We start from the raw sequence: 18,986 nt of genomic DNA on the forward strand, positions 1-18,986 counted from the left end.
CCGCGTGAGCGGACTTACGCGCGTCGACCGATGTCGGTGCGCACTGCGCTGGGCAGATGGCGCAAGAGTAGGGGATCGAAACAAAAAGTGTTGCGATGCGATGTGCGTCAAAAAACCGCCTTGTTTTATGCGAAATACGCTTATCGATGAGGCAAACCATTGTTGAGTATCAAGTTTCTTTTGGCGGCTGATACGTGGCCGTGTGTGCCTCGTCGCGCGAACTGCGTCAATCGACCGCGCTGCAGCAATGCGTTTCGCGCAGCCTTGCGCGGCAAGGTCGCGGGCGGTGTCTGTCGCCAGCCGACAATCGATCCATCCAAACCGACTTCGTCGGTGGGCGTGCTGGTCAGGCGATTTTTTTACTTCTACGATGCACGCTGCCGCGTGGCCGTTTCAGCTTTTTCTCTTCAGTATTCGTTGCGCATTATCCGTTCGCCATTCGTTTGGTGTTGATGTTATTTCGCGGCGGAATTTCTCAATAGGTCATTACTCATTGCCGCATTCGCACGGCGTTCTGTCATGCGTCGCGCGCATGCTTCGTGAGCAGCTTCCGCTTCATCCACCTGCCGGCGACGGCAGACTTCATCGACGAGGAGTCAGCAGATGAGCACGATCAGGACGAAAGACGGTACCTCGATTTTCTACAAGGACTGGGGCCATGGCCGCCCGGTCGTGTTTTCGCACGGCTGGCCGCTGACCGCCGATGCGTGGGATGCGCAGATGCTGTTTCTCGGCAGCAAAGGCTTCCGCGTGATCGCGCACGACCGGCGCGGTCACGGCCGCTCGGAGCAGCCGTGGGACGGCAACGAGATGGACACCTACGCCGACGATCTCGCCGCACTGATCGAACATCTCGATCTGCAGGACGCGACGCTGGTCGGCCATTCGACAGGCGGTGGCGAAGTTGCGCATTACATCGGCCGGCATGGCACGGGGCGCGTCGCGAAGGCTGTGCTGATCGGCGCGGTGCCGCCGCTGATGCTGAAGACCGCCGATAATCCGCTCGGCCTGCCGATCGACGTGTTCGACGGCATCCGCAAGGGCGTCGCGGACGATCGCTCGCAGTTCTTCAAGGATCTGGCCGTGCCGTTCTACGGCTACAACCGGGAGGGCGCGAAGGTGTCGCAGGGCGTGATCGATTCATTCTGGCGCCAGGGCATGGCCGGTTCGATCAAGGGGCTATATGACTGCATCGAGCAGTTTTCCGAAGTCGACTACACCGAAGATCTGAAGAAGATCGACGTGCCGACCCTGGTGCTGCACGGCGACGACGACCAGATCGTGCCGATCGACGCAGCCGGCCGACGCACCGCGGAGATCGTCAAGAACGCAACGCTGAAGGTTTATCCGGGCGGCCAGCACGGCATGTGCACGGTGGAGGCCGACAAGGTCAATGCCGATCTGCTCGAATTCATCGGCGCCTGAGCGAACGTAACGATGTGATCTGTTGAGGGCGCGGGCGGCATACGGACGCCGCTCGCGTCGGACGCCACGCGCCCGCTGGCGTCGGGTAAATCCGCTCCTGGAACAAAAATCCACTTCGAGTTATACGATGTCGCACGAATGAGATGTTCTATGTCTCTGTTTTTTTAAAGAGTTACGAAACCGCCTCGCAGTAATTTAAGGGTAAATGCGGAGTTGAAATCCGCTTGTCCATCATCGATAGTACGTTATCGTACAACTTGAGTATGTTATGCGACGCGCGCAGCGCGATTTCGCCGGCCGCTCAGATCCTCTGTCTGTTCTCTGAAGACCTCGCGCGCGGCGCAGTAAAAGGAACCCCTATGAAGAAGATTGCCCTGAGTGGCGCCGGCGGCCAGCTCGGCTCCGTGGTACGTGCTGAATTCGTCGCGCGTGGCGTGCCGTTGCGCTCGGCCGCGGGCTCCAAAGTACTGACGCCCCTCGTCGACGGCGAAGACGTGATGAACGGCGACCTGCGCGATCCGGCGGTGGTCGACCGTCTGCTGAACGGCGTGGACGTGCTGATCCATTTCGCCGGCACGAGCGTCGAGCGTCCGCTGCCCGAGATCATCGAGAACAACCTGCGCGGCCTCGTCGAAGTCTACGAAGGCGCGCGCCGCAACGGCGTGAAGCGCATCGTGTTCGCGAGCTCGAACCACGCGATCGGCATGTACCCGGTCACCGAGCATCTGAGCCTCGACTGCGAACTGCGCCCGGACGGCTTCTACGGCCTGTCGAAGGTGTGGGGCGAAGCGCTCGCGCGCATGTACTGGGACAAGCACGGCATCGAAAGCGTGTGCGTGCGGATCGGCAGCTGCCTCGAGCGTCCGACCGAGCAGCGCCATCTGAGCACCTGGTTCGGCCACAAGGACCTGATGCATTTCCTCGAGCGCTGCATCGAAGCGGAAGACGTCGGCTTCCTGACCATCTGGGGCGTGTCGGCCAATACGCGCAGCTGGTGGGACAACAGCGGCGCCGCGCGTCTCGGCTACGAGCCGAAGCAGAACGCCGAGGACTACGCGCAAGACATCCTGTCGCGCCCGAATCCGCTCGATGAGCTATGCCAGCGCTACCAGGGCGGTAGCTTCGTCGGCATCGACTATTCGCGCAAGGCTTAAGTCCCGTTCGGTTTGACGGGCATTGCATCACGAGGAGTAGCAGCAATGAAGATCAAGGGTATTCGCTGGTGGATGGTCGCGCTGGTCGCGGCCGGCCTGATCATCAATTACCTGGCGCGTAACACGTTGTCGGTTGCGGCTCCGACGATGATGAAGGAGCTGAACATCACGACCGAGCAGTATTCGCACGTGGTCGTGGCGTGGCAGCTCTGCTATGCGTTCATGCAGCCGGTCGCCGGTTTCGTGCTCGACACGATCGGCACCAAGGTCGGCTTCGCGGTGTTCGCGCTGGCGTGGTCGTTGGCTTGCGCGGCGGCTGCATGGGCGACGGGCTGGCGCAGCCTCGCAGTGTTCCGCGGTATCCTGGGTCTCGCCGAATCGGCCGGGATTCCGGCTGGCGTGAAGGCGACCAGCGAGTGGTTCCCGGCGAAAGAGCGGTCGGTTGCGATCGGCTGGTTCAACATTGGCTCGTCGATTGGCGCGCTGCTTGCGCCGCCGCTCGTCGTGTGGGCACTGTTTCACGGCCGCTGGCAACTCGCGTTCGTGATCGTCGGCGTGACGGGTATCGTATGGAGCGTGCTGTGGATGATCATCTACAAGCATCCGCGCAACCAGAAGCTGCTGGGCAACGCGGAGCGCGACTACATTCTGAGCGGACAGGAAGCGAAGCATCACGATGACATCAACACGCCGAAGCGCAACTGGCGCGCGATGCTGGCGAGCCGCGATTTCTGGGCGATCGGTATTGCGCGAATTCTGTCCGAGCCGGCCTGGCAAACGTTCAACGCGTGGATTCCGTTGTACATGATGACCGAGCGTCACATGAACCTGAAGGAAGTCGCGATGTTCGCGTGGATGCCGTTCCTCGCCGCCGACATCGGCTGCGTGCTCGGCGGTTATCTGAGCCCGCTGTTCCACAAGTACGCGAAGGTGTCGCTGTTCACGTCGCGCAAGATGGTGTTCGTGGTCGGTGCGCTGTTCATGATCGGGCCTGCGTGCGTCGGTCTCGTCGAGAGCCCGTACATGGCGGTGGCGCTGCTGTGCGTCGGCGGCTTCGCGCACCAGACGTTGTCGGGTGCACTGTACGCGATCACGTCGGACATGTTCGGCAAGCACGAGGTCGCGACCGCGACGGGCATGGGCGGCATGGCTGGATATCTGGGCGCCGCGGCGTTCACCGCGCTGTTCGGTGTGCTCGTCACGCAGATCGGCTATAGCCCGCTGTTCGTCGTGCTGGCGGTGTTCGATCTGATTGCCGCGGTCGTGGTCTGCCTGATGGCCAGGAGTTCGGACAAGATGCCGGAGCCGAAGTGGGCGTCGGCCGGTGCGGTGACGGCGAAGTAGGGCGAAGTGCGGTTGGCTTTAGCGGGCCGATGTTGTGAAAGAAGCGGCGCCCATGAGTGGGCGCCGTTTTTTTATTTGCGGGTTTTGAGGCGATCGACCGGATGCTGGTGTTGTGGCGCGAGCATCGCGACAAACTACTCGCTGAGAAGCCTCTTTAACTCGTCAAGAAATGAAGCCGTGGTGTAGCCCATAATTCCGGACCAAAATCCTGCCGATTGTTGTAGTTGCTTGCATTCGAAACGGGTCGTGTTTGCAATGGCCGTGTTCTCCTGGCAGGAATGACTGCAACTTATCGGGCGCATGCACGGACTATCTGCAAGTGACGGAACTCGGATCGACAGCCCTTCTTGTCCGCTCTTTGACCCAGTTAGCTCGCGGCGACTGAGATCAGCGTTGCTTTGACCTTTTCCCAATCCCTGGCAACGGGCTCCATCGTCCATTGTCGCCATCTGCGCCGCAAGATGACCGGCAGGCGCGGGCGGTTGGATTGTTTCTCAAGGTGACTCAGGACGATGTCCCGCACCGCCTCAGGGCTCCACCCGCTCCATTCGCCGGCCACGAGGAGATTTGGCAGGAACGCCGGTGCCACCTCGTCGCGCAGGATGTCTTCCAACTCCTGCAGCCCAAAACCTGAACACCGCAATCTTTCCGCGACGTACCGGCAGGCAATCTCATCGAATTCCGCATCAAGGAAGAGCTCGGAGAGCGCCACCCACACCGGGAGGCGGCGTTCGATTTCATCGGGCTTCAACATGGGCGTCTGCAGTGAACGTTCTTGAGTATCGCATTGCTAATGTGCTTGAGTGACTGCCACCTTATCGGCGCATGGTCGTCTGATAGACAGTACCGAATACGATGTCACTGCCGAAGGCGAAAAGTATGCCCCCGATGAGCGCCACCGCGCCCACGCAGACAGGTGCCGCTGCTGTACACACGCCGGTGGCAACCGCACCGGTACTGACGGCCCATCCACCCCATGCACCGGCTGCTGCTATTGTGCCTTGGCGGGCAATCTCGCGCGGCTTGTTCTCTGCCTTGTAGACTTCATAGACCCCGACGGCGATGGACACCAGAAGGAGGCGGCGACCCACCGTGCCAAGCTTTCGGGCGAGCGTACTGGCCGAAGTCCGGTCGGTGCCGGCACTTTGGACGATGCGCAGCCAGACCTCAGATTGCTCGGTCTCGGATAAGGCTGAAACTGGACGGTTGAAGAGTGCCTGCGCGTTCTTTTCGGCCAAACTGGCCAGCGAGGGGCTGGTCCTCTTGAGGTTCGTCACATATGCCCTGATCGTCGGACTCGTACGCATACGAGTCAATTCGAGGATTTGCTGACGCATGGCATGAGCTTGTTCTGCCGCTTCGGCAACACTGAGGCGCCCGCTTCTGACCCGCTGCTGGAAATCGCCACTCATGGCTTGAATATCACGCAGGTATTGCGCTCGAACACGTTCGTCTCTGATGCATGTGGCGGCAAATTGGCTGGCGGTTCCCTGTAGCGCCGTCAGGGCTTCGTCAAGGGGCTGTGGTTGGGTTGAAATCATCGTTGTCTCCCACAAGAACCCGGCCAAAATAGCGCCGACCACAGGGACAGGAAATGGGCGATGGATGATTCTTGTGTCCAATTGATCCGATGAGGTGCGAGTTTTTGACTGCATATCGCTCGTGGTCATGCGCTAGCCAGGCAGGCTAACGCACGGCAGCAGACGGCAATCCGAGGAGACACGGGGCCGGGAGTCCATCGCTAAACACGATAAAGGAGTCGCGTTAGGCGGCGAAAGGCTCTACGGGCCGGAAGAGGGAAAAGGCATCACGCGCAAACTACGTACGATGCCCAAGAATGCAAAGTGCAATCGAGCCGGCCATCAGTCACTTGAAGACCGACGGACAACCCGATCGCAACTATTTCGAACCTACGTCAAATCACGCGCTCTTCTGACCGATCTCGTGATTCGCGAGCACTTCGAGCGCGCGCACCATCGCCGAGTGGTCCCACGCCTTGCCGCCGTGCGCGACGCACGCGTTGAACAGCGCCTGGCAGGTGGCGGTGTTCGGCAGCGACACGCCGAGCGCCTGCGCGGTCGACAGCGCGAGGTTCAGGTCCTTCTGGTGCAGTTCGATGCGGAAGCCCGGATCGAACGTGCGCCTGGTCATGCGCTCGCCGTGCACTTCGAGAATGCGCGACGATGCGAAGCCGCCCATCAGCGCCTCACGCACGCGCGCCGCATCGACACCGGCCTTCGACGCGAGCAGCAGCGCTTCGCCGACCGCCTCGATGGTCGCCGCGACGATCACCTGGTTGGCGACCTTGCACACCTGGCCTGCGCCGACCGCGCCGATCAGCGTGACGTTCTTGCCCATCATGTCGAACAGGGGCTTCACGCTGTCGAACGTGGCCTGTTCGCCCCCGACCATGATGGTCAGCGAGCCGGCCTTCGCGCCGACTTCGCCACCGGACACCGGCGCGTCGAGATAATCGGCACCGGTTGCGCGCACGCGCGCCGCGAAATCGCGGGTCGCCATCGGCGAGATCGAGCTCATGTCGACGACGGTCTGGCCGGCGCGCAGCGCGCTCGCGAGGCCGTTCTCGCCGAACAGCACGCGTTCGACGTCCGGCGTGTCAGGCACCATGATGAAGATCACGTCCGCGTTGGCGGCGACCGCGGCGGGGTTGTCGCATGCGAGGGTGCCGGCCTGCGTGAGCTCGGCGGGCACGCCGCTACGCGTAAAGGCGGCGAGCGACACGCCGTTTTTCAGAAGGTTGGCGGCCATGGGCTTGCCCATGATGCCGAGTCCGATAAAGCCTGCTTTTTGCATGGAATGCTCCGAAGATGTCGTGGCGGCCGCGTTCAAGCCTCGCCCGCCGGTTTCTGCATGAAGTGTTTCTGTGCCGCCTGCGCGGCGCCCTTGAGCAACCCGAGATCCGCACAGACGGCGACGACGCGCGCGCCCATCGACAGATATCGTTCCGCGTCGGCCTGCACCGGCGCGAGAATGCCGCTCGACTTGCCGGCCGCCTGCGCGCGCGCGAACACATGCGCGATCGCCTGCTGCACGTCCGGATGGCTCGCATTGCCGAGGCGGCCATACGAGGCTGCGAGGTCGGACGGACCGATGAAGACCGCGTCGATGCCGTCCACCGCGAGGATGCTGTCGATATTCTCGACCGCCTTGCGGCTTTCGATCTGCGGGATCACGCAGACGTTGTCGTTGGCGATTGCAAAGTAGTCGGACACGGTGCCGTAGCGATTGCCGCGATGGCCGACCGACACGCCACGAATGCCCTGCGGCGGATAGCGTGTCGACGCGACCGCGCGGGCGGCGTCGTCGGCGCTGTCGACGAAGGGCACGAGGAAGTTCGAAAAGCCGCTGTCGAGAAAACGTTTGATCACGACGCTGTCGTTGGCCGGTGGTCGGACGACCGGTGCGCTGCCGCTGTCCTTGAGCGCCATCAACTGCGGGATCAGCGTGAGCACGTCGTTGGGCGCGTGTTCGGCGTCCAGCAGCATCCAGTCGAAGCCGACCGTGCCCAGCAGTTCAGTGGCGATCGGGCTGGCGAGCGACGCCCAGCAGCCGATCTGGGTTTTTCCCTCGCGCACCGCGCGCCGGAAGCGGTTGGGCCAGGATTCGTAAGGCGTGACGGCGGGCATGCGGTGTCTCCTCGAACGGCGATGGATCGGGAAAAGCTGCGACAATGCTAAACCCCGCGAAATGCGAGTTATAAGTCGTCGTATGACTAGCGCAGATTAGCACCGCACGGCCCGGTTGTAACGGGCGAGTATACCCGTATGCCCCTGTCAGACAAGCGTTTGGGTTGCATAAGGCCCCCGCGATGTTGTAGGATGACCTATATCTTTAGCCTTCATTAAAGGAAAGCCAAAAATGCCTATTACCGGCGAAATGCTGATCGGTCGCAAAGCCGTGCGCGGCGAAGAAAAACCGCTGCGCGCGTTCAATCCTGCCACGGGTTCCGAGATTGCCGAGCCGGTGTTCGGCAGCGGCACCGTCGAGAACGTCGAGCAGGCCTGCGCGCTCGCGCAACGGGCGTTCGACGCCTACCGTCAACTGCCGCTCGCAGTGCGCGCCGAGTTCCTGGACCGTATCGCCGACGGCATCACCGCGCTCGGCGACGAACTGATCGAGCGCGCGCAGGCTGAATCGGGCCTGCCGAAGGCGCGTCTGGAAGGCGAGCGCGGCCGCACCACCGGCCAGTTGAAGCTGTTCGCGCAGACCGTGCGCGCGGGCCAGTGGCTCAACGCTACGCTCGATTCGCCGCTGCCAGAGCGCAAGCCGCTGCCGCGCTCGGATCTGCGCATGCAGAAGATCGCGCTCGGCCCAGTCGCGGTGTTCGGCGCGAGCAACTTCCCGCTCGCGTTCTCGGTGGCGGGTGGCGACACCGCCGCGGCGCTGGCTGCTGGCTGCCCGGTCGTCGTGAAGGCGCATCGCGCTCACCTCGGCACGTCGGAGCTGGTCGGTCGCGTGATCCAGCGTGTCGCGCAGGAAATGGATCTGCCCGAAGGCGTGTTCTCGATGATCGTCGGCGCGGGTAACTCGGTCGGCGAGGCGTTGGTTGCGCACCCGGCCATCAAGGCGGTCGGCTTCACCGGTTCGCGCGCGGGCGGCACTTCGCTGATGCGCGTCGCGGCGGCGCGTCCGGAGCCGATCCCGGTGTACGCTGAAATGAGCAGCATCAACCCGGTGTTCCTGCTGCCCAACGCTCTTGCGGCACGCGGCGACAGCATCGCGCGCGGTTTCGTCGACTCGCTCGTGCTCGGCGCGGGCCAGTTCTGCACCAACCCGGGCCTCGCCATCGCGATCGACAGCGACGCGCTGAAGGGCTTCGTCGCGACGGCATCGGAAGCGCTCGCGGCGAAGCCGGCGCAGACCATGCTGACCTCGGGCATTCACGCCGCATATGAGGACGGCGAAGGCAAGCTGGCCGCAACGAAGGGCGTCGAAGTCGTGGCACGCGGCGTCGCCGCGACCGGCCCGACCCAGGCTTGCGCGGCGCTGTTCGTGACCGACACGCAGACGTTCCTCGCGAACCCGGGGCTCGAAGACGAAGTGTTCGGCCCGGTGTCGACGATCATCCGCTGCAAGGACGAGCAGGAAATGCTGAAGGTCGCCGAACACTTCGCCGGGCAGCTGACCGCGACGCTGCAGATGGACAGCGCCGACGTGGCGGCTGCGAAGAAGCTGGTGCCGATTCTCGAGCGCAAGGCCGGCCGGATTCTGGTCAACGGCTTCCCGACCGGCGTCGAAGTGTGCCACGCGATGGTCCACGGCGGCCCGTTCCCGGCAACGTCGGATAGCCGAGCGACCTCGGTCGGCACCACGTCGATCGACCGCTTCCTGCGCCCGGTCTGCTACCAGGACTTCCCGGCCGAGCTGCTGCCGGAAACGCTGGCTGACGGCAATCCGCTGGAACTGTGGCGTCGTCGCGATGGCGAACTCACGCGCGGTTAATCGCATGACGCCGTCCTGAACGGATGCGTGCCCGGTCCCGGTCGGCCGGGCGCGGATCGAAGGGAAGGGCGGATGCAATCGCAAGATAAAAAAATGGCCGGGAGATTCCCGGCCATTTTTTTCGCCCGCGAGCTTCGTGAGAATCAGCTGTTCGCTTCGCTCACTTCATTCGCGCGACGCAGCCGCTCGCGGCTATTCGACAGATGCATGCGCATCGCCGCGCGTGCGCCTTCGGCGTCGTGCCGGCTGATCGCCTCGAGGATGCTTTCATGCTCGAGGTTCACGAGCGACAGATACGCATCAGGATCGGCGCGCGCGATGCCGGCCGAGTCGAGCCGGTTGCGCGGAATCAGCGCGCTGCCCATTTGCGACAGGATGTCGACGAAATAGCGGTTGCCGGTTGCGCGTGCGACCGAGATGTGGAACTGCAGGTCGGCCTCCACGCTGTCGAGCCCGTTGTGGCGCGTGGCCTCGATCGCGTCGAGCGCGGTGCGCATGCGCGCGAGGTCGTCCGGTTTCGCGCGTTGCGCGGCGAGACCGGCGCATTCGGTTTCGAGGCTGATGCGCAGCTCCAGAATGCACAGTACGTCGCGCAGCGTGGTGGCGGGCACCATGTCGATGCCGAGCTTTTCGCGTTGCGGCTCGAGCACGAAGCTGCCGATGCCGTGCCGCGTCTCGATGACCTTGCCTGCCTGCAAGCGCGAGATTGCCTCGCGAATCACCGTGCGGCTCACGCTCAGCGTGCTCATCAGCTGCGATTCGGTGGGGAGTTTGTCGCCCGGCTTCAGCAGGTTGGCCGTGATCTGCTCGGTGACGTAGTTGACGACGAATTCGGCAAGATTGCGAGCGCGTCGTGGCGGTGCCGCGGATGCCAGTGGTGTAGCCATCGAAAACGCTCCTTGTTTGAAAGATCGTTGGGAATCGTGCATTTTTATTATATCGTCGTCTGACGACTGATTATATAAGGCCTGATCGTTTCCGGCGCAAATGTCACGTATATCGGCGCAGGCCCGAAGTTTGGCGCCTCGGCGCGGATAGATCGCGCGAGGCGCCGGGTCGGTCGGCCGGAAGTACGATAACCGCGACGATAATCAAGCCTATAACGGGCTCACGCCGGGCGCAACTCGACGCGCCGGATGTCCTTGACGATCACCAGATAGCTGATCACGGTCAGCAGCGCGTTCGCGCCGACGAACACCAGCGCGCCATTGAACGAGCCCGTGCGCGCGACGAGATAACCGATCACGATCGGCGTCACGATGCCGGCGATGTTGCCGAACATGTTGAAGATCCCGCCGGACAAGCCGAGCGCTTCCTTCGGCGACGTATCGGCGACGACCGCCCAGCCGAGCGCGCCGATGCCCTTGCCGAAGAACGCGAGCGACATCAGCGCGACGACGATCCAGTCGGTCGACACGTAGTTGCAGCCGATGATGCAGGTCGACAGCAGCATGCCGCCGACGATCGGCACCTTGCGCGCGACGGTCAGCGAACAGCCGCGGCGGATCATTCCGTCCGACAGCACGCCGCCGAGCACCCCGCCGAGAAAGCCGCAGATCGCCGGCAGCGAGGCCACGAGGCCCGCATGCAGGATCGTCATGCCGCGCGCCTGCACGAGGTAGATCGGAAACCACGTCAGGAAGAAGTAGGTCAGCACGTTGATGCAGTACTGCGCGAGATAGACGCCGAGCAGCATGCGGTTGCCGAGCAACTGACGCACGAGCGTCCAGCCGCCGGCCTTCGAAACATCGTCCGGGTGCGTCTTGCGCGCACCGCTGACGAGGCCGCCGCCTTGCTCGATGTACTCGAGCTCGGCGCGCGACACGCGCGGGTGGTCGGCGGGATTCTTCATGACCTTCAGCCACGTCAGCGCGAGCAGCAGCCCGGCCACGCCCATTACGACGTAGACCATTTCCCACCCGAATGCGTGCGTGAGCCACGCCATCAGCGGCGTGAACACGACCGCGGCGAAGTATTGCGCGGCGTTGAAGATCGCCGACGCGGTGCCGCGTTCGTTGGTCGGGAACCAGCTCGCGACGACCTTCGCGTTCGCCGGGAACGCCGGCGACTCGGCCGCGCCCATCACGAAGCGCAGCGCGAACAGGCCGGTAATCGCCGCACCGGCGCTGCCGAGCAGGCCGACCGAGCTCTGCAGCAGCGTGAATATCGACCAAAAGAAGATGCTCGCCGCGTACACGCGGCGCGCGCCGAAACGGTCGAGCAGCCAGCCGGCCGGCAGTTGCGACAGCACGTAAGCCCAGCTGAATGCGGAAAAGATATAGCCCATGCGGATCGCGTCGAGGCTGAACGCGGTGCGCATTGCGGAACCGGTGACGGACAGCGTCGCGCGGTCGGCGTAGTTGAGGGTGGTGATCACAAAGATCAGCAGCAGGATCCCGTAGCGGACCTTGGTGCGTGCCGCGCTAGAAGCGGCGTCGGTGGAACTGGCCGAGCGGCTCAAGTCCATGGTCATCTCCTGTATTGTCTGGCGAGGTGTAGTCTGCACACCGGGTGGCCCGCAGACCACCTGCCTGTCGGGCAAACACACGAACGCCCGGCGACGTTGCTGTGCCGGGCGTTCGCCACGCGGCCGTCTAGGCGGCCCTCATCGATGAGGCTGGCGAGCTTTCTCGCTCGAGACCCCGGCGCCGGCGCCTTACTGCGGTCCGAGCTTCTTGATCAGCGCGTCGAGCTGTTCCATTTCTTCCGGCGTCAGATCGGTCAGCGGTGCGCGCACCGGACCTGCGTCGTGGCCGACCAACTTAGCGCCAGCCTTGACGATGCTGACCGCGTAGCCGGCGCGGCGGTTGCGGATCTTCAGATACGGCAGGAAGAATTCGTCGATCAGCTTGCCGACCGTCGCGTGGTCGTCAGCGGCGATCGCGCGGTAGAAGTCCATCGCGGTCTTCGGAATGAAGTTGAACACCGCCGACGAGTACACCGGCACGCCCAGCGCCTTGTAGGCTGCAGCGTAGACTTCCGCGGTCGGCAGGCCGCCGAGGTACGAGAAGCGCTCGCCGAGGCGGCGGCGGATCGTCACCATGTTTTCGATCTCACCCACGCCGTCCTTGAAGCCGATCAGGTTCGGGCAACGGTCTGCCAGACGCTCGAGCATGTCGGCGTTGAGCTTCGAATTCGCGCGGTTGTAGATGATCACGCCCATGCCCGGAACAGCCTTGCAGACCTCTTCGGCGTGCTCGGCGATACCGTCCTGGCTTGCTTCGGTCAGGTAGTGCGGCATCAGCAGGATGCCGTGCGCGCCGAGGCGCTGCGCTTCCTTCGCGTAGGCGATCGCCACGCGGGTCGGGCCGCCGGCGCCGGCGAGGATCGGTACCTTGCCCTTGCAGACCTCGACGGCGGTGCGCACGACTTGCGTGTAGTCGTCTTGCGTCAGCGAGAAGAATTCGCCCGTGCCGCCGGCGACGAACAGCGCCGAAGCGCCGTACGGAGCGAGCCATTCGAGACGCTCTGCGTAGGTGTCGGCGCGGAAGTCGCCTTTAGCGTCGAAGTCGGTGACGGGGAAGGACAGGAGGCCTTCCGAAACGATCTGCTTGAGTTCCTGCGGTGTCGTCATGATCAAAATATCCAGGCGTCGGATTGGGTCGTTGTTGGTTCCAACCAGTACAACGGACGTCGTACTAGTCGAAAATCTTTGGAAATCAGATTTCTTATACGTCATCGTACAACAACATATCCGGTAACTCAACGGGGTTTTCACGGCATAATTCACCCTATAGGGTAAATACGGAACATCCGGGCAAAACTTCATGTTGTAGGATGACGTATGATTTCTGGCGAAGCAGGTCTATCACGCCTCAAGGATCGATCAATGGAACAAACTCCGCTCTACATCCGCGTTCATCCCAATGACAATGTCGCGATCGTCGTCAACGACGGCGGTCTGGGCGAGGGCGCGGTATTTGCCGATGGCCTCAGGCTGCGCGAGCGTGTGCCGCAGGGCCACAAGGTCGCGCTGGCCGATCTCGCCGAGGGCGACGAGGTCATCCGCTATAACGTCGTGATCGGTTATGCGCTGAAGCCGCTGCCGAAGGGCAGCTGGATCAACGAGCACGTGATCCGCATGCCGAGCCCGCCGGGACTCGAAGACCTGCCGATCGCCACCACCAAAGCGCCGGACATGCCGCCGCTCGAAGGCTACACGTTCGAGGGCTACCGTAACTCGGACGGTTCGGTGGGCACGCGCAACATCCTCGCGATCACCACCACCGTGCAGTGCGTCGCCGACGTCGTGCAACACGCGGTCACGCGCATCAAGGCCGAGCTGCTGCCGAAATATCCGAATGTCGACGACGTCGTCAGCCTCGGTCACACCTACGGCTGCGGCGTCGCGATCGACGCGCCCGATGCGATGGTGCCGATCCGGACCGTGCGCAACATCGCGCTGAACCCGAACTTCGGCGGCGAAGTGATGATGGTGAGCCTCGGCTGCGAGAAGCTGCAGCCCGAGCGTCTGATGCCGCCGGGAACGATTCCAATCGCGGCGGCAGCGGTCGTCGACGACGTCGCGGACATCGGTGATGTCGCGCTAGACCAGAACGGCGACGTCGTGGTGCTGCAGGACGAATCGCACGTCGGCTTCCAGTCGATGATCACGTCGATCATGAGGATGGCCGAAGGGCATCTGAAGCGCCTGAACAACCGCCGTCGCGAAACCTGTCCGGCGTCGGATCTGGTGATCGGCGTGCAGTGCGGCGGTAGCGACGCGTTCTCGGGCCTGACCGCGAACCCGGCCGTCGGGTTTGCAACGGATCTGCTGGTGCGCGCCGGCGCGACCGTGATGTTCTCCGAAGTCACCGAAGTGCGCGACGGCGTCGATCAGCTGACCGCGCGCGCGGCCAATGCGGACGTCGCACAGGCGATCATCCGCGAGATGCAGTGGTACGACGATTACCTGAAGCGCGGCGGCGCGGACCGCAGCGCGAACACGACGCCCGGCAACAAAAAGGGCGGCCTGTCGAACATCGTCGAAAAGGCGATGGGCTCGATCATCAAGTCGGGCAACTCGGCGATCTCCGGCGTGCTGTCGCCGGGTGAGAAGGTCAATCAGAAGGGCCTGATCTACGCGGCGACGCCGGCCAGCGACTTCATCTGCGGCACGCTGCAGGTCGCCTCGGGCATCACGCTGCACGTATTCACGACCGGCCGCGGCACGCCGTACAGCCTCGCCGAAGTACCGGTCATCAAGGTCGCGACGCGTTCCGACCTCGCGCGTCGCTGGCACGATCTGATGGACCTCGATGCCGGCACGATCGCGACCGGCCAGTCCAGCATCGAGGAGGTGGGCTGGGAACTGTTCCGCCTGATGCTCGAAGTCGCGAGCGGCCGCAAGGAAACCTGCGCGGAGAAGCTCGGACTGCACAATGCGTTGACGCTGTTCAACCCGGCGCCGGTGACCTGAGCAGGCACCTTGCCCCGTCAATACTCAGGCGAGCGCCGGTCCAGCCGGCGCTCGCCTTTCCGTTCAGAAGACCCGATCGCAATCACAACAGCAAAGAGACATGACCGATTTGAACGTTGACCGCTCCGCGGCAAAGAAACCCTTCCGCCGGCTGCTGCTCACCGGCGCCGCCGGCAACCTCGGCAAGCAACTGCGTCCCGCGCTCGCGCAATGGGCCGACATCGTGCGCGTGTCCGATATCGCTGCGCTCGGCGAAGTCGCCGCGCACGAGGAAGCGGCCGTCGTCAATCTCGCCGATGAAGCAGCCGTGCACGCGCTGCTCGAAGGCGTGGACGCGGTGGTGCATCTCGGCGGCATCTCCGTCGAAGCGCCGTTCGAAGACCTGCTCGAAGCGAACATCCGCGGACTCTACAACGTGTACTCGTCGGCGCAAAAGCATGGCGTGAAGCGCATCATCTACGCGAGCTCGAATCACGCGGTGGGTTTCCATCCGGTGACGTCGGTTCTCAATACCGAAGTGCCGCTGCGTCCGGACGGCATGTACGGCGTGACGAAGTGTTTCGGCGAATCGCTGTCGCGCTACTACTTCGACCGCTTCGGCCTCGAGACCGTGTGTTTGCGGATCGGCTCGTCGTTCGAGCAGCCGAAGACCGCGCGCATGCTCGTCACGTATCTGAGCTACCGCGATTTCATCGAGCTCGTACGCTGCTCGCTGTTCACGAACCGCGTCGGTCACGCGATCGTCTACGGCGTGTCGAACAACCGCATCTCGTGGGTCGACAACACGAACGTCGCGTTTCTCGGCTACCGTCCGCAAGACAGCTCGGCGCAGTTCGAACACCTGTTCCCGCCGAGCGCCCCCGACACGCGCTTCGACGACCCGACTCAACTGTACCAGGGCGGCCCGTTCGTGCTGGCCGGTCCGATGGAGCCGAAGCGGGAGCCTAAACAATGAGCGCGAATCCGCAAGTGGAGCGCTTCGAAGCGGCCGGTCCGTTGCCCGCGGCCACCGGTGAAAGCCCGGTCTGGCGCGCGGCCGAGCAGGCGCTGTATTGGGTCGACATTCCGGCGAAGAAGATCGTGCGCGGCTCGTTTGAGACAGGCAAGCGCACCGAATGGCTGCTGCCAGAGCAGGTTGCCTGCATCGCGTTCGATCACGCCGGCACCGTGCTCGCCGGCTGCGAGACCGGCTTGTTCGCGCTCACGCTCGCGGACGCGTCGAAAGCGGCGAGCGGCGAGCCGCTGACAGCGTCGCTGCGCAAGCTCGCGGCGCCTGAATTCCCGCACGGCGGAATGCGTTTCAACGACGGCCGCTGCGACCGGCAAGGGCGTTTCTGGGCCGGCACGATGGTGATGGACATGGCCGCGGCGATCCCGGGCGGCGCGCTGTATTGCTTCGACGAGAAGGGCGTGCTGTCCGCGCCGGTCGTCGATTCGCTGATCACGCAGAACGGCCTCGGCTGGTCGCCGGACGGCACGACGATGTATCTGTCCGACTCGCATCCGCTGCGCCGGCTGATCTGGGCGTTCGACTACGACGTCGACACCGGTGAGCCGCGCAACCGCCGCGTGTTCGCCGACCTGCATCACTATTCGGGCCGTCCGGACGGCGCGGCGGTCGATGCCGACGGCTGCTACTGGATCTGCGCGAACGACGCCGGTCTGCTGCTGCGTTTTACGCCGCAGGGCAAGCTTGACCGGCAGGTTCCGGTGCCGGCCATCAAGCCTGCCATGTGCGCGTTCGGCGGCCGTGATCTCGATACGCTGTTCGTCACCTCGATTCGTCCCGCCAACGGCGCGAGCGAGCACGACGGCCACGTGTTCGCGCTGCGGCCCGGCGTGAGCGGGCTGCCTGAGCCCGAATTCGCAGGGCAACTGTAACGTTGCTTGCATGAAGCATGCGCCGGGACGAAGTTTTCTCCCGGCGTTTTCATTTTTCAGGACCACTCGTGTGGCCCTTTATTCGTCACTCGTCGTACAACATGTTGCGTGAAGACCACGACGCCACATATTTCTTCAGCAAAAATACAACAGCTCCGCAGACTGTACCGATTCCGCCCCATCCAATGCCAGACGGCGCGGGGCCCTGTGGCATGCCACGCCGGTCATCCGTACCGGCGATTTTCTTGATGCGGGTAAATACCGTCTGTACAAGATAAAACCCCTTTTATAGACTTCATATGTTGTCGTACAACATATAAGCCCAAACAAATGGCTTTCTGTGTTGGTGTGCCAGTGCAATTCGGTGGGTTTGCAGGGCATTCGTGCCGCTGCGGTCGATGCGGCATGCATGTCCGAAGCCGGCCGGCGTGATTGAAGTAAGTAGTCGAGTTGTCGACTGGAGTGCTGGGTCAACTGTGCCGGGGAAGTCGCGCAGCCAGTACGGCCAACGCCCGCGCCTGCGAAGGCAGTGAGCGTGAAGCCGGAGACGCGTCAAAACCATGTCACATCCGCTGTTGCTGGGATGGTCTATTTTTCAAGGAATGTCACGATGAACAAGAAGTTTGCCTCTTCCCATGTTTCGATGATCGTCGCGGCCGCGGCGTTGGCGTTCAGCACGATGTCGGCTGAAGCGCGTGTGTTCCGCGTTGCTGATGTGCACGGCGACACCTTCCCGACCAACATGGCCGTGAAGCACATGGGCGAGGAGATCAACAAGGCGACCGACGGCAAGGACTCCGTGAAGGTGTTCGGCAACAGCGCGCTCGGTTCGGAAAACGACACGATCGACCAGGTCCGTATCGGCGCGCTCGACATGGCCCGTGCCAACGGTGCTGCGTTCAACGAAATCGTGCCGGAATCGATGATCCCGTCGCTGCCGTTCCTGTTCCGCGACGTCGACCATTTCCGCAAGGTCATGTACGGTCCGGAAGGCCAGAAGATCCTCGACGCCTTCACCGCGAAGGGCATGATCGCACTGACGTTCTACGAGAGCGGCGCACGCTCGATGTACGCGAAGAAAGCGATCAAATCGCCGGCTGACATGAAGGGGCTGAAGGTCCGCGTGCAGCCGTCCGACCTGATGGTCGACGAAATCAAGGCAATGGGCGGCACGCCGACCCCGATGCCGTTCTCGGAAGTCTATACGGGCCTGAAGACCGGCCTCGTCGACGGCGCCGAAAACAACCTGCCGTCGTACGAAGAAACCAAGCACTTCGAAGTCGCTCAGGTCTACTCGGAAACCCAGCATTCGATGACGCCTGAAGTGCTGGTGTTCTCGAAGAAGGTGTGGGACACGCTGTCGCCGCAAGAGCAGCAGATCATCAAGAAGGCCGCGGCTGACTCGGTGCCGTACTACCAGAAGCTGTGGACCGCGCGCGAAGCCGACGCACAGAAGGCCGTCACGAAGGGTGGCGCAACGGTCATCGCGGCTTCGCAGATCGACCGCGCGGCTTTCGTGAAGGTGATGCAGCCTGTGTGGGCGAAGTACGAAAAGACCCCGCAAATGAAGCAGATCGTCGACGAGATCGAAGCAATCAAGTAAGTCTCGCGTCCCGGACGCAATCAGCAATTGCAACGCTTGTCGCAACAGCGGCGTGAATGGTCCCGCGAGGAAATTCGCGAGACCTTCCGCCGCGCGATTTCGCGCGCGTGCGGATCGCGTCGCATCGGGACGGCTGAATTTCAAGCACAGGTCGGTCGTAAGCAAGGACAGGGTCATGAGTTTCCTGAAACGCCCAAATGATTTTCTTTTTCGCGTGCTGCTGGTCGTGGCGTCGCTTAGCCTCGCCGTACTTTGCCTGCTCGTGATTTATAGCGTGGTGATGCGCTACGTGTTTAGCGACGCGCCCGATTTCGTTGAGCCCATCGCATTGCTGCTGGTGATCCTGATCGCGATGTTCGGCGCCGCGCTGAAGGTTCGCGAGGGCGGTCACATCGGACTCGACTCGCTCGTCAAGAAATTGCCCGAGAAAGGCCAGGTGATCGCGAAAGGGATTCAGCACCTGTGTCTGGTCGCTTTCGCGGTGGCGGTCTTCGTCGGTTGCCTCGAGATGGCGGAAACCACGATGGGCGACCGCATTCCGATCATCGGCGTGCCGGAAGGCGTGCGCTACTGCATCCCGATCTTCGCGAGTGTGTGCATCGCGTTGTTCTCGATCGAGCATCTGCTCGAGCTCTTCGCGGGGAAACGGGAAGAGCCGGCGCTCGAACTCTCCGCCACGGAATAAAAGTAGAACCAT

At 63.0% G+C, this 18,986-nt stretch carries 16 protein-coding genes; 9 read left to right on the forward strand and 7 right to left on the reverse strand.

The window, feature by feature from the left end:
• Positions 1 to 603 precede the first annotated feature (603 nt).
• The 3 genes from OKW41_RS10025 to OKW41_RS10035 all read left to right on the forward strand — a co-directional run bounded on the left by OKW41_RS10025 (position 604) and on the right by OKW41_RS10035 (position 3,923).
• Positions 604 to 1,425, forward strand: a complete 822-nt coding sequence (locus OKW41_RS10025; RefSeq protein WP_018420811.1) for an alpha/beta fold hydrolase — start codon at positions 604 to 606, stop codon at positions 1,423 to 1,425.
• Positions 1,426 to 1,784: 359 nt separating this feature from the next.
• On the forward strand, positions 1,785 to 2,579 hold the full coding sequence (locus tag OKW41_RS10030) for an NAD-dependent epimerase/dehydratase family protein (RefSeq protein WP_184067005.1): 795 nt from the start codon (positions 1,785 to 1,787) through the stop codon (positions 2,577 to 2,579).
• 45 nt (positions 2,580 to 2,624) lie between these two features.
• Positions 2,625 to 3,923 carry an MFS transporter gene (locus tag OKW41_RS10035; protein WP_429572347.1) on the forward strand — a complete coding sequence of 433 codons (1,299 nt, stop codon included), beginning with the start codon at positions 2,625 to 2,627 and terminating at the stop codon, positions 3,921 to 3,923.
• A 367-nt stretch (positions 3,924 to 4,290) separates the two neighbouring features.
• Here OKW41_RS10035 and OKW41_RS10040 read toward each other — a convergent pair whose 3' ends face one another.
• The 4 genes from OKW41_RS10040 to garL all read right to left on the reverse strand — a co-directional run bounded on the left by OKW41_RS10040 (position 4,291) and on the right by garL (position 7,570).
• A complete protein-coding gene (locus OKW41_RS10040) occupies positions 4,291 to 4,677 on the reverse strand; it encodes a DUF7079 family protein (protein ID WP_429572348.1) in 387 nt (128 codons plus the stop codon).
• Between the two features lie 61 nt (positions 4,678 to 4,738).
• Positions 4,739 to 5,593 carry a hypothetical protein gene (locus OKW41_RS10045; RefSeq protein ID WP_429572349.1) on the reverse strand — a complete coding sequence of 285 codons (855 nt, stop codon included), beginning with the start codon at positions 5,591 to 5,593 and terminating at the stop codon, positions 4,739 to 4,741.
• A gap of 250 nt (positions 5,594 to 5,843) precedes the next feature.
• A complete protein-coding gene (locus OKW41_RS10050; RefSeq protein ID WP_429572350.1) occupies positions 5,844 to 6,773 on the reverse strand; it encodes a 2-hydroxy-3-oxopropionate reductase in 930 nt (309 codons plus the stop codon).
• Positions 6,770 to 7,570, reverse strand: a complete 801-nt coding sequence (gene garL / locus OKW41_RS10055) for a 2-dehydro-3-deoxyglucarate aldolase (protein WP_429572351.1) — start codon at positions 7,568 to 7,570, stop codon at positions 6,770 to 6,772. The genes OKW41_RS10050 and garL overlap by 4 nt, the downstream gene beginning before the upstream one ends.
• Positions 7,571 to 7,802: 232 nt before the next feature.
• Between garL and OKW41_RS10060 the strand changes: the two genes are divergently transcribed.
• On the forward strand, positions 7,803 to 9,386 hold the full coding sequence (locus tag OKW41_RS10060) for an aldehyde dehydrogenase (NADP(+)) (protein WP_429572352.1): 1,584 nt from the start codon (positions 7,803 to 7,805) through the stop codon (positions 9,384 to 9,386).
• A 143-nt stretch (positions 9,387 to 9,529) separates the two neighbouring features.
• Here OKW41_RS10060 and OKW41_RS10065 read toward each other — a convergent pair whose 3' ends face one another.
• The 3 genes from OKW41_RS10065 to kdgD all read right to left on the reverse strand — a co-directional run bounded on the left by OKW41_RS10065 (position 9,530) and on the right by kdgD (position 12,960).
• On the reverse strand, positions 9,530 to 10,273 hold the full coding sequence (locus OKW41_RS10065; protein ID WP_429446691.1) for a FadR/GntR family transcriptional regulator: 744 nt from the start codon (positions 10,271 to 10,273) through the stop codon (positions 9,530 to 9,532).
• A 221-nt stretch (positions 10,274 to 10,494) separates the two neighbouring features.
• Positions 10,495 to 11,853: an MFS transporter gene (locus OKW41_RS10070; RefSeq protein ID WP_429572353.1), complete on the reverse strand. Its 1,359-nt coding sequence runs from the start codon at positions 11,851 to 11,853 to the stop codon at positions 10,495 to 10,497.
• 189 nt (positions 11,854 to 12,042) lie between these two features.
• Positions 12,043 to 12,960 carry a 5-dehydro-4-deoxyglucarate dehydratase gene (kdgD, locus tag OKW41_RS10075; protein WP_429572354.1) on the reverse strand — a complete coding sequence of 306 codons (918 nt, stop codon included), beginning with the start codon at positions 12,958 to 12,960 and terminating at the stop codon, positions 12,043 to 12,045.
• A gap of 255 nt (positions 12,961 to 13,215) precedes the next feature.
• Between kdgD and garD the strand changes: the two genes are divergently transcribed.
• From garD to OKW41_RS10100, 5 genes are all read left to right on the forward strand, one after another.
• Positions 13,216 to 14,805, forward strand: coding sequence for a galactarate dehydratase (gene garD, locus OKW41_RS10080; RefSeq protein ID WP_429572355.1), 1,590 nt, complete (start codon positions 13,216 to 13,218; stop codon positions 14,803 to 14,805).
• A 100-nt stretch (positions 14,806 to 14,905) separates the two neighbouring features.
• The gene (locus tag OKW41_RS10085; RefSeq protein WP_429572356.1) at positions 14,906 to 15,760 is read left to right on the forward strand and encodes an NAD-dependent epimerase/dehydratase family protein; all 855 of its coding nucleotides are present in this window, start codon (positions 14,906 to 14,908) and stop codon (positions 15,758 to 15,760) included.
• Positions 15,757 to 16,686 carry an SMP-30/gluconolactonase/LRE family protein gene (locus OKW41_RS10090; protein WP_429572357.1) on the forward strand — a complete coding sequence of 310 codons (930 nt, stop codon included), beginning with the start codon at positions 15,757 to 15,759 and terminating at the stop codon, positions 16,684 to 16,686. The genes OKW41_RS10085 and OKW41_RS10090 overlap by 4 nt, the downstream gene beginning before the upstream one ends.
• A gap of 610 nt (positions 16,687 to 17,296) precedes the next feature.
• Complete coding sequence (locus OKW41_RS10095; protein ID WP_429446703.1) at positions 17,297 to 18,289, forward strand: TRAP transporter substrate-binding protein; 993 nt, start codon at positions 17,297 to 17,299, stop codon at positions 18,287 to 18,289.
• Positions 18,290 to 18,464: 175 nt separating this feature from the next.
• A complete protein-coding gene (locus OKW41_RS10100) occupies positions 18,465 to 18,974 on the forward strand; it encodes a TRAP transporter small permease (protein ID WP_035470962.1) in 510 nt (169 codons plus the stop codon).
• Positions 18,975 to 18,986: the final 12 nt, after the last annotated feature.

Source organism: Paraburkholderia sp. UCT70 (assembly GCF_050434085.1).
Classification (GTDB): domain Bacteria; phylum Pseudomonadota; class Gammaproteobacteria; order Burkholderiales; family Burkholderiaceae; genus Paraburkholderia; species Paraburkholderia tuberum.

Bases quoted from the DNA above. Each gene is read 5' to 3' on its own strand.
- OKW41_RS10060 (WP_429572352.1), top strand. From the start codon at position 7,803: ATGCCTATTACCGGCGAAATGCTGATCGGTCGCAAAGCCGTGCGCGGC.
- OKW41_RS10040 (WP_429572348.1), bottom strand. From the start codon at position 4,677: ATGTTGAAGCCCGATGAAATCGAACGCCGCCTCCCGGTGTGGGTGGCG.
- OKW41_RS10045 (WP_429572349.1), bottom strand. From the start codon at position 5,593: ATGACCACGAGCGATATGCAGTCAAAAACTCGCACCTCATCGGATCAA.
- OKW41_RS10030 (WP_184067005.1), top strand. From the start codon at position 1,785: ATGAAGAAGATTGCCCTGAGTGGCGCCGGCGGCCAGCTCGGCTCCGTG.
- OKW41_RS10100 (WP_035470962.1), top strand. From the start codon at position 18,465: ATGAGTTTCCTGAAACGCCCAAATGATTTTCTTTTTCGCGTGCTGCTG.
- kdgD (WP_429572354.1), bottom strand. From the start codon at position 12,960: ATGACGACACCGCAGGAACTCAAGCAGATCGTTTCGGAAGGCCTCCTG.
- OKW41_RS10090 (WP_429572357.1), top strand. From the start codon at position 15,757: ATGAGCGCGAATCCGCAAGTGGAGCGCTTCGAAGCGGCCGGTCCGTTG.
- garL (WP_429572351.1), bottom strand. From the start codon at position 7,570: ATGCCCGCCGTCACGCCTTACGAATCCTGGCCCAACCGCTTCCGGCGC.
- OKW41_RS10070 (WP_429572353.1), bottom strand. From the start codon at position 11,853: ATGGACTTGAGCCGCTCGGCCAGTTCCACCGACGCCGCTTCTAGCGCG.
- OKW41_RS10035 (WP_429572347.1), top strand. From the start codon at position 2,625: ATGAAGATCAAGGGTATTCGCTGGTGGATGGTCGCGCTGGTCGCGGCC.
- garD (WP_429572355.1), top strand. From the start codon at position 13,216: ATGGAACAAACTCCGCTCTACATCCGCGTTCATCCCAATGACAATGTC.
- OKW41_RS10025 (WP_018420811.1), top strand. From the start codon at position 604: ATGAGCACGATCAGGACGAAAGACGGTACCTCGATTTTCTACAAGGAC.
- OKW41_RS10065 (WP_429446691.1), bottom strand. From the start codon at position 10,273: ATGGCTACACCACTGGCATCCGCGGCACCGCCACGACGCGCTCGCAAT.
- OKW41_RS10085 (WP_429572356.1), top strand. From the start codon at position 14,906: ATGACCGATTTGAACGTTGACCGCTCCGCGGCAAAGAAACCCTTCCGC.
- OKW41_RS10095 (WP_429446703.1), top strand. From the start codon at position 17,297: ATGAACAAGAAGTTTGCCTCTTCCCATGTTTCGATGATCGTCGCGGCC.